This window comes from Nocardia sp. NPDC050712 (assembly GCF_040654295.1).
Lineage (GTDB): Bacteria > Actinomycetota > Actinomycetes > Mycobacteriales > Mycobacteriaceae > Nocardia.
The window spans coordinates 561,712-574,878 of record NZ_JBFAHT010000002.1; the positions used below are offsets into that span (position 1 = coordinate 561,712).

Annotated in this window: 11 protein-coding genes; 5 read left to right on the top strand and 6 right to left on the bottom strand. The window is 67.7% G+C overall.

Annotated elements, in window-relative coordinates; translation table 11 throughout:
- The first annotated feature begins 3 nt into the window (after window positions 1-3).
- From AB0H76_RS12995 to AB0H76_RS13005, 3 genes are all read left to right on the top strand, one after another.
- On the top strand, window positions 4-690 hold the full coding sequence (locus AB0H76_RS12995) for a hypothetical protein (protein ID WP_357321917.1): 687 nt from the start codon (window positions 4-6) through the stop codon (window positions 688-690).
- A gap of 77 nt (window positions 691-767) precedes the next feature.
- The gene (locus AB0H76_RS13000; protein ID WP_357321920.1) at window positions 768-1,160 is read left to right on the top strand and encodes a hypothetical protein; all 393 of its coding nucleotides are present in this window, start codon (window positions 768-770) and stop codon (window positions 1,158-1,160) included.
- A gap of 310 nt (window positions 1,161-1,470) precedes the next feature.
- Window positions 1,471-2,778 carry a cytochrome P450 gene (locus tag AB0H76_RS13005; RefSeq protein WP_357321923.1) on the top strand — a complete coding sequence of 436 codons (1,308 nt, stop codon included), beginning with the start codon at window positions 1,471-1,473 and terminating at the stop codon, window positions 2,776-2,778.
- A 7-nt stretch (window positions 2,779-2,785) separates the two neighbouring features.
- On the opposite strand, the gene AB0H76_RS13010 is transcribed toward AB0H76_RS13005, so the two are convergent.
- The 3 genes from AB0H76_RS13010 to AB0H76_RS13020 all read right to left on the bottom strand — a co-directional run bounded on the left by AB0H76_RS13010 (window position 2,786) and on the right by AB0H76_RS13020 (window position 7,918).
- On the bottom strand, window positions 2,786-4,558 hold the full coding sequence (locus tag AB0H76_RS13010; protein ID WP_357321926.1) for a hypothetical protein: 1,773 nt from the start codon (window positions 4,556-4,558) through the stop codon (window positions 2,786-2,788).
- Between the two features lie 477 nt (window positions 4,559-5,035).
- Complete coding sequence (locus AB0H76_RS13015) at window positions 5,036-6,163, bottom strand: cytochrome P450 (protein WP_357321928.1); 1,128 nt, start codon at window positions 6,161-6,163, stop codon at window positions 5,036-5,038.
- 432 nt (window positions 6,164-6,595) lie between these two features.
- A complete protein-coding gene (locus tag AB0H76_RS13020; RefSeq protein WP_357321931.1) occupies window positions 6,596-7,918 on the bottom strand; it encodes an MFS transporter in 1,323 nt (440 codons plus the stop codon).
- Between the two features lie 217 nt (window positions 7,919-8,135).
- On the opposite strand from AB0H76_RS13020, the gene AB0H76_RS13025 reads away from it, so the two are divergent.
- Complete coding sequence (locus AB0H76_RS13025; protein WP_357321934.1) at window positions 8,136-10,388, top strand: CocE/NonD family hydrolase; 2,253 nt, start codon at window positions 8,136-8,138, stop codon at window positions 10,386-10,388.
- Here the strand turns inward: AB0H76_RS13025 and AB0H76_RS13030 are convergent.
- From AB0H76_RS13030 to AB0H76_RS13040, 3 genes are all read right to left on the bottom strand, one after another.
- Window positions 10,375-11,457, bottom strand: coding sequence for an LLM class flavin-dependent oxidoreductase (locus tag AB0H76_RS13030; RefSeq protein WP_357321937.1), 1,083 nt, complete (start codon window positions 11,455-11,457; stop codon window positions 10,375-10,377). The two genes, AB0H76_RS13025 and AB0H76_RS13030, sit on opposite strands and share 14 nt — an antisense overlap.
- A 137-nt stretch (window positions 11,458-11,594) precedes the next feature.
- The gene (locus tag AB0H76_RS13035; RefSeq protein WP_357321939.1) at window positions 11,595-12,179 is read right to left on the bottom strand and encodes a hypothetical protein; all 585 of its coding nucleotides are present in this window, start codon (window positions 12,177-12,179) and stop codon (window positions 11,595-11,597) included.
- A gap of 112 nt (window positions 12,180-12,291) precedes the next feature.
- Window positions 12,292-12,462 carry a hypothetical protein gene (locus AB0H76_RS13040; RefSeq protein ID WP_357321942.1) on the bottom strand — a complete coding sequence of 57 codons (171 nt, stop codon included), beginning with the start codon at window positions 12,460-12,462 and terminating at the stop codon, window positions 12,292-12,294.
- Between the two features lie 103 nt (window positions 12,463-12,565).
- Between AB0H76_RS13040 and AB0H76_RS13045 the strand changes: the two genes are divergently transcribed.
- Window positions 12,566-13,141 carry a GNAT family N-acetyltransferase gene (locus AB0H76_RS13045; protein WP_357321945.1) on the top strand — a complete coding sequence of 192 codons (576 nt, stop codon included), beginning with the start codon at window positions 12,566-12,568 and terminating at the stop codon, window positions 13,139-13,141.
- Window positions 13,142-13,167 lie beyond the last annotated feature (26 nt).

Genomic DNA, 13,167 nt, shown 5'->3' on the forward strand with positions numbered 1-13,167 from the left:
CCGTTGAGCGTCTTCGTCTTTCGCGATCCGGGCATTCCCGATGGCGAGAAGTCCGTCTACACCGTCGGCATCGCGGATCAGCCGCCCGCCTTCGATGTGGTCAGCATGATCGGCCACGATACCGCCGGCTACCGCTCGATCGTGCAGGCCGGCACGGGTGACGGCACCTTCGCGATCACCGTCGAACAGCGGTTCCAGCGAGTCGGTGATCGCCTGCGGGCCGCCGACTATCGCGCCGAAACCCGTTCCGGCGCAACCATAGTGAGTCGCGAAGAGGCCAGCTTTCTGGATACGGCGCACCTCCAGATCGGCGGCGGTATAGCCCGGTTTCCCGCCGAGATCATGCCGCTGGTCGGCGGTCTGACCCTGTTGCGCGGCCTCGATTTCACCGAGGGCGCCGAAACGGCCATCGCGCTGTGGCTGGCCTTCTCGGTGCATATTCCGGTGACCGCGACGGTCGAACAGCGGATGGACACCGAGGTCCCGGCCGGCCGGTTCGACTGCTGGCAGGTCCGGTTGCGTCCACGGCTGGCCGGCTTGAATCCCCTTGTCGGCAAGATGCTCAGCGGATTCCTGCCCTCGGCGGTCGCGTACGTGGCGGCCGAACCGCCGCACCGGCTGGTTCGCTTCGGCTTTCCGACCGGCCCGATGCCCGGGGACCCGCGCGGCCTGATGGAATTGGCGATCTAGCCCGTCGTCGGCTGTTTGGACTTGCCCCGTGGCGGGCAATTATTCATTACTCCTGTTCGAAGCCGAGAAGGTGAACTATGCCAGGCGATCTCGCAGTACCACGACCCGCTCGCTCGAGTCGCCGGCGCGCCGCCACCGGCGGCGACATCGCCGCCTTCATCGCCGAGCTGGTCCACTCGGGCTTACGGCCGGCCGAGCATTCGCGGTCCCTGGCCCCCGGCCGGTCGCAATCCATCGCTCTCGTCGGATGGAGCCTGGAAGGCTGCCGCGGGTACCGGCGGGGCTGCGGCCCCGAATGCGTGACGGTGGTGACCACCAGCGGCCGGATCGCCGCGATGGCCGACCAGCCCGCGCGCGCCCGCTTCCGTCACGCCCGGCCCGCCTACCTCGAATCGGCCGATCGTCAGAGCTTGCGCCTGTTGCTGGCGGCCGGGCGCTCGATACTGCTGCCCCGGCCGCTCTCGGCGTAGATTTCCCCGGCCGAGGGGCTTGCGAGGTTAGCGAATCCTCCGGCGCGAGACCTTTCACAATGTGGCACGAGCCTCGGAGTGGATGCGGTATAAAGTGAGCTAGTGTTCTGAAAACCGCTCTGTGGCAATGGTTATGGTCTGCTAGGCCGACGGCAACATCGGTGCAGGAGTCAGGGTCCCGCGTTTCGAAGCCGGCAGCACCTTGGGGATCACGGCTTTCTCTTCTTCTGAATGTGTCGAGCGGCAGGACGCGTCCGTGCCCGGCGCGGACCTGTCCTTCCGCCGCTAGACGCACCGATCTGGGAGATCCGTGACCGCCTCGCATCCACCCGACATGCCCCACCTGGCGCCGGCCTACCCGGCCGGCCCCGGGATCGGCGACGACGAACCCCGCTTCGCGCTGTACAGCCCGGAGTTCGCTGACGACCCGCACTCGGCGTACACGGCGTTACGTCAGCAGTACGGGGCGCTCGCACCGGTCGAATTGGCGCCGGGCGTGCCCGCCACCCTGGTGCTCGGATATCAGACCGCGGTGCAGATCCTCAACGACCCGGATCGCTTCCCGGCCGATCCGCGCCAGTGGCAGACCGGCGTGCCCAAGGGCTGTCCGATCCTGCCGATGATGGAGTGGCGGCCCAACGCGGAGCGCAGTACCGGGCCGGAACACGCCCGCTATCGCGCGGCCAATGTCACGGCGATCGCCACCGTCAACCTCAGCGGCATGCACACCGTCGTCGAGGAGTTCGCGGCTCCGCTGATCAACGGCTTCTGCAGCGGAGACGGTGACGACAGCACCGGGCCCCAGACGACGGCCGCTGCGGATCTGCTGTCGCAGTACATCTATCCGCTGGTGTATTCGGTGCTGGACTACGTGCTGGGTTTCGACGCCGACACCAGCGCGAAGGTCGGCGCCGGCATGGCCGCGATCTTCGACGCCTCCGGCGACGCCAACATCGGCAACGAACTGCTGCACGCCGCGCTGGATGAACACCTCGCGCGCAAACGGGCGCGGCCCGGCCGCGATGTCACCTCCCACCTGATCAACGCGACCGATCTGAGCACCGAGGAACTCATCCATCAACTGGTAACCCTGCACGGCAGCGGCAGCGAACCGCAGGTGCACCTGATCGCGAACACGCTGTTGCTGATGATGACCGACGCCCGATTCGCCGGCGACCTGCTCGGCGGCAGCCTGTCCACCCGCGACGCCCTGGACGAGGTGCTGTTCACCAACCCCCCGCTGGCGAACTACGCCGTGACCTACCCGCGTCAGCCGACCCTGGTCGAGGGCGTGTGGTTGCCCGCGCACCAGCCGGTGGTGATCAGCATGGCCGGATCCAACGCGGATCCGGCCATCCAGGGTGACCGCTTCACGCCGACGGGCAACCGGTCGCATCTGGCCTGGAGCCTGGGCCCCCACCAATGCCCGGCCCGGCTCCTCGGCTACCAGATCGCGCAAGACGCCATCGACTACCTGCTCGACGCCCTGCCCGAGCTGTCCCTCGCCGTGCCGCTCGACGAACTCCTCTGGCGGCCAGGGCCGTTCCACCGCGCCCTGGAGTCGCTACCGGTCACCTTCCCCGGAACCGCGCCCCTGCCGGTCAGACCCGGCGGGTGACGCGGGCTCAACCGCCGGTCGGGGCGCAGCGCGCGTCCCAGGCCGCGGGCAGATCCTCGGCAAGCGCCGGCGCGCCGAGGATTTCGTCGTCGAGCTCGAAGGCGTCCAGGATCGCGGGCAGGTGCTCCACGAGCGTGTCGATGGCGCGCCGGAGCTCGCGCTTGATCGTGCTGGCGCCGGCGATGTCGAGCAGACCGCGCGTCAGGTACCAGGCGGCGTTCTGATCGAGCAGGTGCAGCGCGAAAACATCACGGACAGCGACGATTTCGGGATGGTCGGCGTACTGGTGCAGCAGTTGCAACGCCTCTTCGGCGCAGTACGCCTCGGCGAGTTCGAGCGCGTCCGGGATGACGGCCAGCCGGTCGGCCAGATCCGAGGTGGCCATGTAGCGCTGTGCCTCGCTCACGATCGTCAGCGTGCGCGCCTGGAACAGGCCCAAGCGGTCGCCGGGATCGGCGGGATCGTGCACCACGTGCTCGGGTGTGGGCTTGCCGGCCAGATGTTTGGCCAGCACACGTCCGGCGACGGAGCCGAGGACGTAGCAGTCGCCCTCGCCGGTGATCGCCGCGTGACAGACGCCGAGGTAGTCGGCGACCCGGTTGGCCGAGAACATGCCCTGCGCGGCCAGTTTCAGGCGCGCGTCGGTCACCGTGGCCAGGGCGTGCAACTGGATGAAATGCTTGGCCAGCATCACCGACACCACGGTGTCACGGTCGGTGAGATCGCTGGTGGCGAGGGTGGTTTTGACCGCGTTGCCATAGATCGTGCGGGCCAGGGTGCCGGCGAGATCGGTCAGCAGCGTGTCGCGGACATGCGGGAGGTCGAGCATGAGCGGGGTCTGGTTCGGTGACAGCGGCACCGCGCGCCGGCTCGCGTAGCGCAGCGCGATATAGAGCGAGCTGCGCGCCGCGGCGTTCAGGCAGGAGGACAGTGCGAGGCGTCCAACGGTGAGCTGGCTGATCGCCGAGGCGAACCCCCGCTTCCGGCTGCTCTCGTCCCGCCAGGTCAGCACGCCGTTGTCGTCGATGGTGGCCAGGTTGTTGCTCAGCCACGCATTGCGCTTGACCCGCAGGCCGTCGAAGCTGATGACCGAGTTGTCCATGATGACCAGCGGTTGATGATCGAGCTGGGTGATCCGCACGCCGGGTGCCGCTGTGCCGTCGGCGCCGCGTAGTCGCGCCGCGAATAGGTGCACACCCTGGTCGACGCCGTTGGCGTCGAGGTAGCGGGCGCCGACGACGCAGACCCGGGAGACCGGAATGCCCACGCTGGGCATGAATTTCCGGGCCCGCGGGTGCGGGGTGTCGAGCACGAATTCCTGGGTCGCCGGATCGAAGGTCGCGGTGGTCTGCATGAATTGAATGTTGCTGCCGCAGCCGAATTCGGTCAGCAGCATGACCCCGATGGCCGAGGCGTCGTCGAGATCCTCCAGATACGGGCCCGCGGAGTGGGCATCCGTGAGCGTGGCCAGGCTGCCGGAGGCCAGGTTGTAGTGCCCGGAGATCAGCGGGATCAGATCCGTCGCCAGCACCGCCGACCAGTCGAAGACCGCGAACAGCGCCGGCAGATCAGTTGCGACAGCGTGCGTGCTGCCGATTTCCTTGACCAGGTATCTGAGATGGTTATAGGCGTTTTCCCGGCGCTGCTGCTGGCTCATCTTCTCGGTCACGGCATAATCCGGACTGCTCAGCACGTGCTGGAGTTGCCGGTGGAATTCCAGGCTGCCGTGCCGGAGAATATCTGCCAGCGCTGTTCCTGTCTTGTATCCGCGGGTGTTCATAACGCCTGCCTCCTACTCACTCAGTCCCAGCGGAGCTATGGCTGCGCCGCTGGGCATATGAGGAGATCGCTGCGACATTTGCCGCACCGAGCCCGCTGAGTGGCCCCGCGTACGCGGACACCGCAGGAACCGGAGAACAACGCCGGGCGATCACCTGTCAAAAATTCGACGCACCACACACCTTCACGTCGAGGCCCTGGCGCTGGGCACCGGGAATGGTGCGCACGCGTCATGGCCGATCGATCCGGTCTGGGTGGACAGGTGGTTCAGCAGATCATCGAGACTGCTGGGTCGACGCTGCAGCCATGCGATCGGGCGGCAACTGGGTTGCCACACGATCACCATTGGCTGAGTCACGAATTATATTGTTGCACAAATCATCCCATGGGACAGGTCGAAACGATCCCGCCCTCGGGTAGCCACACCGGGGCGTGATCGTGATGGCCGGGCTCCGGGCCCGGTGACTGAGCGGGAAGGCTACACGGTGGCAAATGGTCCGGCCGGGCCGAACACCACGGGCAACTCCGTCAATGCGCGGTGGAACGGACCGGGACGCCATACGAGGTCTTGCTGGGCAACCGCCAGCTCGATGTCGGGCAGGAGGTCGAGAAGCTGATCGATGACGTCCTGCGCGAGCAGAATTCCGTAGGGCCGGGCGGGATCGGGACAGGCGTGATCGCCGGAACTGAACGCCAGATTCCAGCCATTGTCGACGAATACGCCCGTGTTCAATTGAGGATCGGTATTACACGCGGCCATGCTGATCACCACCGGCTGATGCGCCGGCAGCCACACACCGTCGACCAGCGTCGGCTGGCGTGGATAAGTGATGCAGTAATTCGCCATCGGCGGGTCGGTGGCCAGCCTTTCGTCGATGGCTGTCCGCGTGGACAACGGGGTGTCGTGCACGCTGCTGGTGAAGCGAGCGTCGGTCATCATCAACACCAGGGTGTTGGCGACCAGGTTCAGTGGCGGCTCGACTCCCGCGGCGAACAGCAGCACCAGCTGATGCACCATCTCCTCATCCGAGAGCGCCGCGGGGTGCTGGACCAGCCTGGTGGCGATGTCGTTGCCCGGGTGGGCGCGCTTGAGCGCGGTGAGGTCGAGCAAGGCTTCCCCCATCTGCGCGTTGACCGTGTCCGTGTCGACGCCGTCGAACATCGCCGCGGAGGCCGCCGCGACCCGCGCGCCGATGTCCGGCGGGCAACCGAGCATCTGGCAGAAGACCGAGAAGACCAGGGGCAGCGCGTATTGGCTCAGCAGATCGGCTTTTCCGTCCGCGCAGAACGCGTTGACCAGCGGGATAGCCGATCGATCCACCATCGACCGCACCGCGTGTAGGTCGATCCCGGCCAGCGCGTCGTTGATCGATGCCCGGTAGCGGGTGTGGGCTACGCCGCTGGTTCGAATCGCATTGGGTCTGGCCTCGACCATCGGCATGATCGGGCACCCCGAGGGCACGGTCTTCTGCCAGGTGCTGGGATCGGCCGGAAAATGATCGGGGTCGCCGAGGATGCGTACCGCGGTCCCGTAGTTGACGACCAGGGTCGCGGGGACCCCGGGCCAGATCTCGACCGGCACCAGCGATCCGTGCTGGCCGCGCATCCACCGATAGAACCCGTGGGGATCGGCCGCGAACTCGGGACTGTGAATCGCGATCCGAGGGCCTCTGCCCTCGTCCGGCAGCGGGGGAATGGGACTAGCACCCTGGTACGCCTGGTGCGGATACACGTGGTCTCCTTGAAATCGGTTGGGGCACAATGGTACCCAAGGTTGAGCTGAGAACAGATGCTGCGAGCGGTCGAGCGACGTTCGTGGGTAACGCGCCGCACCTGGTGTGGGGCCGCAGGAGATCGGTCACCCGAGGCGTTCGACGTGGCCGGTGGCTACGCCGTCCGGGCCTGTCGAGTCCGACGACCTGGGGCCGCGGTGCATCGCCAGTTGCGCTGCAAGAACGGTACTGCGGCAGCGGGCGGGACACGCCGGTGTTTCGGAGTGCATTCGGTCGCAGCGGAATCCGTACGCTCTCGCGGCGCCTTACGCCGGGTCCGCCCCGGGCGTACGCCTGCGGCCGAACGCGCGCAGCGCGGGGAGCGAGGCCAGCATGAGCGCCGCGGGCGCGACGGTGAATCCGAGCAGGATGCCCAGTTTCGCGCCGGCGGCCTGGTCCAGCGGGACGTCCCAGGTGGTCGGGGTGTATCCGGAGACGGCGAGCGCCACGGAGAAGAGGCCGGGTCCGAGCGCCATGCCCGCGGTCTCACCCGCGGTCCACAGCCCGGTGAATGTTCCCGCCTGCGCCTGCCCGGTGCGTTCGGCGTCCGCCAGGACAGTGTCGGGCAGCAGGGCCAGCGGCAGCAATTGCAGTGCGGCATAGCAGATTCCGAGGAAGGCGATCAGCGCCAGCGCCGGACCGGGCCCGCCCAGGGCGATGCCCGGCAACAGCAGCAGCGCGCCTGCGGCGTAGCCGGCCGTCGCGACGGCCAGGCAGCGCAGCCGGCCGAAGCGTCGTGCGAGCTTTTCCCAGACCGGGACGGCCAGCGCGCTCGGCGCGACCAGGCAGACGAACAGCACCGAAGTCAGTCCGTGACCGCCGAGCCAATAGGTGGCGATATAGGGCGCGGCGGCCAGCATCGCGGCCACCGCGACAGCCTGGATGACGTACACGGTCAGCAGCGCGAAAAAGGCCCGGTTACCCCGGGCGGAACGCACGGCGGCAACCAGCCCGAGCGCCCGGCCCGGACTCGACGGCACCCACCGGGTACCGAGCGCGGCGCCGACCAGCACACCCAGCATGAGCGCGCCGACGACCACGCCCATCAGTAGATAACCACCACGCCCCGCGCCGCCCGCCGCCACCAGCGCCGGTGCGAGCCCACCGCCGAGCAGAATGCCGACGGTCAGGTAGATGACGCGCCGCGCGGTCACCGCGGTCCGGGCGGCCGGATCCGCGGCCATCTCCGCGGGCAGCCCGACATAGGGCACCTGGAACAGCGCGTAGGCGGTGGCGGCCAGCACGAAGACGGCCGCGACCCACACCGTGCCGCCGCCACCGGTGAACGGCGACATGAACATCACCGCGAAGAGAACGGGCAGCGCTATCGCGCCGCGCAGCATCAACCCGGTCCGGCGGCCGGTGCGGACCGCTTCGCGATCGCTCGCCGCCCCGACGAGGGGATTGAACACCACGTCCCACAGCTTCGGAAGCACCACGACCAGCCCGGCCAGGCCCGCGGCCACACCCAGAATGTCGGTCAGGTAATACAGCAGCAGTAGACCGGGCACCGTCGCGAACACCGCGGTCCCGACCGAGCCGACACCGTAGACGGCGATCCTGCGGCGGGTAAGGCTATCGAGTGTCATGCCGACGTCCGATCATCGTGCGGCTCCCACTCCAAGACGTCGAACACCCGCGTTGACGCCGAACTGTATGCCGGTCTCGACGTCACCCGGCCGGATTCGCTCAGCTTGATTGTTTCGGTTGCCCGCACCGTCCGAAACAGCCTATGGCTCAACCGGATAAGAACCGCGCTGACCATAACCGGCGCTTCGAGGCCGGTCGGCTTCTAGCGTTTACCCGGTGCCCCCACGCTTGATCACCGCATTGCTGGCGTTCGTCCTCGTCGCACTGGGCACCACCCCGGCACAGGCGGCACCCGAGGTAGGCACCGGCTACGGCTCGGTGACCGCGGCGTATGTGCGAGGCGCCACACCCGGGGCCGAGGTGGCGTTGCTCGACGCGTCCGAGCGGGTTGTCGGCCGGGGCAGCATCGATCAGCTCGGATCGTTCCTGGTGCGCGACCTCCGGCCGGGCGACGGCTACCGGTTCCTCGTCGACGGCCTGCGCGGCAACAGTTTTCGCGTGCTGGACGGGACCGCGCCGGCGCAGTCGCTCTACGACGGCCAGCAGTTGCGGCCCGGCATGAACTACGTGCGCATGCGTGACGGCATCACGCTCGCGGCGTTCGTCCGGCTGCCCGTCGGAAAGACCTTCGCGGACGGGCCTTTTCCCACCGTCATCGAGTATTCCGGCTACCAGACCGCCGCACCGAATCCCCTGGTCGTGGGTGCGGCCACCGGGCTGCTCAAAGCCCGGGATCCACTGGCCCCGGCGAACGGTCTGGTCCTCGGTGCCGAACTCGCCCCGGATATCGGCTTCGCCTCGGTGAGCGTGCAGATGCGCGGCAGCGGATGCTCCGGGGGAGCGTACGACCTATTCGACTATCCGACCGTCTACGACGGGTACGACACGGTGGAAACCGTTGCCGCCCAGCGCTGGGTCGCCGGGCACAAGGTCGGACTGGTGGGCATCTCGTACTCGGGAATCTCGCAGATCGCCGTCGCCGGCACCACGCCACCGAGCCTGGCGGCCATCGCCCCCATGAGTCTCACCGACGATCTGCACTCCACCGGTTTTCCCGGCGGGATCTTCAACACCGGTTTCGCCGACACCTGGCTCACCGAGCGGCAATCCGATGCCGCGCCCGGCCCGTCCGGCGGCCAACCCTATGTGCGGCAGTTGATTCAGCGCGGCGATCGGGACTGCGCGGCGAATCAGGCACTGCGACTGCAGACTCCGAGTCTCCGGCAGCTGGTCGCCGACAATCCCGAACGGACGCCCGCGGTGTTCGACCACCGCGCCCCGGTGTCGTGGGCGCCGAAGGTGCGGGTGCCGGTCTTCCTGACGGGCGCGCTGCAAGACGAGCAGGTCGGCCCGCAGTGGACCCGCGTCATCGACGAGTTCGACGCGAATCCCGATGTCTGGGTGCGGATGATCAACGGCGCGCACTTCGATTCGCTCGGCCCGCAGATCTTGAGTCAGTGGTGGGAGTTTCTGAACATCTTTGTGGCGGACCGTGTTCCGCCACCGTCACCGGCGCTGGAAGCGCTCAGTACCGTCATGTACGCCGCTATCACCCGGTCGCCGGCGGTCCGAGTCGAGAGCGCCCGCTTGGCGGGGGCGCCGTCGGTGCAGGCGGCCAAGGCCGCGTTCGCGAGCAGGCCGCGTGTCGAGGTCTTCTACGACAACGGCGCCGGAGCCGCCGGGGCGGGCGGACTCGCGGCCCCCTGGTCCTTGGGGCTGGATGGCTGGCCATCGGCGCGGATCGCGCCCACCACCTGGCATCTGGGTGCCGGCGGCAGCCTGTCGGCCGCGCCCGGGTCGTCGGAAAGCCTTGCCTTTCGGCCCGACCCGGCCGCCCGCCCGGCGGGAACACTCGATGTAGTCGGCCCCTCCGACCTGCCCTGGCAGCCGATTCCGCCGTATCACTGGGCACCGCTGCCGGGCCAGACCGGTGTCGGGTTCACCTCACCGGTGCTGGACCAGGACGTGGTGACGGCCGGACCCGCCAGCCTGGACCTGCAATTGGCCAGCACCGCCCCGGTGACCGATCTGCAGGCGACGGTCAGTGAGGTGCGTCCGGACGGCCAGGAGACCTACGTCGCCACCGGCTACCTCCGGTCGTCCTATCGGGCGGTCGACGCGAATGCGACAGCGCTGCAACCGATTCGGTCGTACCGCGATCCCGCCGACCTGCCACCCGGATTCAGTGCGGTACGTATCTCGATCGACCCGCTGGTGTATGCGTTCCGCGCGGGCTCACGCATTCGCGTCACCCTGACCGCGCCGGGCGGGGACCGCACGTCGTGGCGATTCGACACCCCCGCGACGGACGGGCTCGTGGTCGACACGATCCTGTTGGGCGCCGGTGGTTCATCGCTGGTATTGCCGGTGATCGCCGCGGCCACCGCGGGTGCACCGCTGCCGCCCTCGTGCGCCGGGCTGCGCGGCGCGCCGTGCCGGGCCTACGAGCCTGCCTTCAACGGCGGCTGACCAGTGGAAGGACACCTTCGCCGAACCAGTACGCCTCCTCGATATGCGGCTGACCGGAGAGGATGAAATGGTCGACGCCGACGGCCCGGTACTGCTCGATGAGGTCGGCGACCTCGGCGTGGCTGCCCACCAGCGCGGTCCCCGCACCGGGTCGCACCAGGCCGTAACCGGCCCACAGCCCGGGGTACACCTCGAGGTTGTCCCGGTCGGCATTCAGCTCGAGCTGCCGGCGCTGTCCCTCCGATTCCCCCTGCGCCAGGCGCGCCCGCGCCAGGTCGATGATCGCCGGATCCATGCGGGACAGCAGGTTTCGCGCCTCGGCCCAGGCCTGTTCGTGGGTATCCCGGGTGATCACGTGTGCCCGGATACCGAAAGTCAGCTTCCGGCCGTACTTGTCGGCACGGGCTCGCAGATCATCGATCAATTCGCCTACCGCGGCGGGTGGTTCGGTCCAGGTGAGATAGGTGTCGACGTTCTTGGCGGCGACCTCCCGCGCCGCCTCGCTCGCCCCACCGAAGAAGACCTCCGGAACCGGCGACGGGGCAGGCAGCACCATCGCGCCGGTCACGTCGTAGTACTTGCCCGCGAAATCACTCGGCTGCCCGGTCCACGCCTTCCGGATCACCTGGAGGAACTCGTCGGTCCGGGCGTACCGCTCGGTCTTGGAGAGCCGGTCACCGAACCGGGCCTGCTCCTCCGCGTCACCGCCGGTCACCACATTCAGAGCGACCCGGCCACCGGACAATTGAGCGAAGGTGGCCGCCTGCTGCGCGGCGAGCGTCGGAGTGATCAGGCCGGGCCGGAACGCGACGAGAAACTTCAGCCGCGAAGTCTGCGGAATCAGCGCCGCCGTCGTGATCCACGCATCCGCGCACCACGTCCCCGTCGGCGTCAGCACCGCCTCGAACCCCAGCTGCTCCGCCGTCTTCGCCACCAGCGTCAGATACTCCAGACTCGGCGCCCGATGCGCCGACGCGGTGCCGATGACGCCCGCCGACTGCAGCGCCCCGATCACTTCCCGCCCATCACCCGACGTCGGTAGGTACCAGTGGAAGTGCGGCTCACCCATACGACAACTCTCCTTCATGACCGGCCGGCGAGACTCGTTGCGGCCGCGGCACCTACACAGTTCCATGCCGGGGTGCCGGCCCAGAGGTTTATGGCTGGGGTGATCCGAATGGGAGCGGGGTTCGAGACCACGGCGATTCAAAGCTCGTAGTAGTACCAGTGGTCGCCGAGATACTGGTAGCGGTGGCCGTACGCACCGTCTCGGCGCTCGTCGTGAGGCAGGAAAAGGAAACCGGTGCGAGACGTCGGATATCCCATGAGGACGAATTCGCAGCCGCCATGGGATTCTCGTTCGATGTGGTGGAAGTCGTACATGCCGATCTTTTCGCGCTTATAGGTAAAGTCGCGGCCCGCGCTGTATTCGGGCGCGTCGCACGTGGCCGCCGCCCGGTTCATCGCGCCGCGCGACATCGCCCACCCGATCTGGCCCGGCACTTGAAGCAGGCTCAGTGCGGTCGTGATCGCGACGATCGCGGGCATGAGCAGACCCAGTCGCCACCAGGTGCGATAGTTCAGGCCACCCAGCACGGCCAGCGTCAACCATGCCGCGCTCGGTATCAAGACCATGATGCCGCCGGCGATCAAGGCTTCGGGATCGTCGAATCGGGTCAGGTGCGTCCACAGCACCCAGAGAGAGAAGGCTCCCGCGAGCGTAGTCGTCGCCACCACTCCCAGCTTCCACGCCGTCGGAATCGGTTGGGCCAGAAGTGGATGTGCGTTCATGAGCGTCAATTGTGGCCGCGATAGCGTGCGCTGCCGTCCGGGCACATGAGGACGGCTCGATATCTCCACGACACCTCCGCACGACGGCACTGCAACGACGCGCAGGGGTGATTCAGAACAGCGGATCGATCGAAGGTGCGGTCCAGGGCCGCGGACGCGCGGGCTCGTCGTTGCCGGTGGCATCTTGGATCGCGTCGATCTGGTCTTGGACGACCTCGGCGCGGGATACCAGCTCGACTCGGTCGGGCTCGGTGAGACTCTCGGCGGTGAGCTTTTCGTGCACGCACGAGAGTGTGGACCGTAAGTTTTCGAGCTCCATGCCTGATTCCACGAGAACTCACTCTACGGACCCGCTCGTCAGTTCTGTGGAGGGTGTGATCCGCTCCGTGTCACCATCGCGTATGGCCGAATACCTCGAAACCGATCGATTACTGCTGCGGCACTTCACCGAGAACGACGCCGAGTTGCTCGTCGAGCTCGACAGCGACTCCGAGGTCATGCGCTACCTTTCCGGTGGCGTCCCGACGCCGCCGGAGCGGATTCACCGTGAGGTGTTGCCTCGACTGCTGGGCCAGTACGAGAAGTGGGACGGCCGCTTCGGCCTCGTCGCGGCGCACGAGCGGGCCGGTGGTGAGTTCATCGGCTGGTTCATCCTGCGCCCGAAGGCAGATGGGCCTACGGACGAGGTCGAACTCGGCTACCGGTTGCGTAAGGCGGCTTGGGGTAAGGGTTATGCGACCGAGGGCTCGGCGGCGTTGCTGCACAAAGCATTTACCGAGCTCGGGGTCCGGATGGTCTGGGCCGAGACGATGTTCGTCAATCGCGGTTCGCGCAACGTCATGGAGAAGCTCGGGATGACCCACGTGCAGACGTACTGGCCCGATCTACCTCCGATCGAAGGCTCCGAGCACGGCGAGGTCCGCTATGAGATCGTCGCGCCCACTACTGATTTGGGCGTATAGGCCCGGCAGCGCGCTCGATGTCCGAG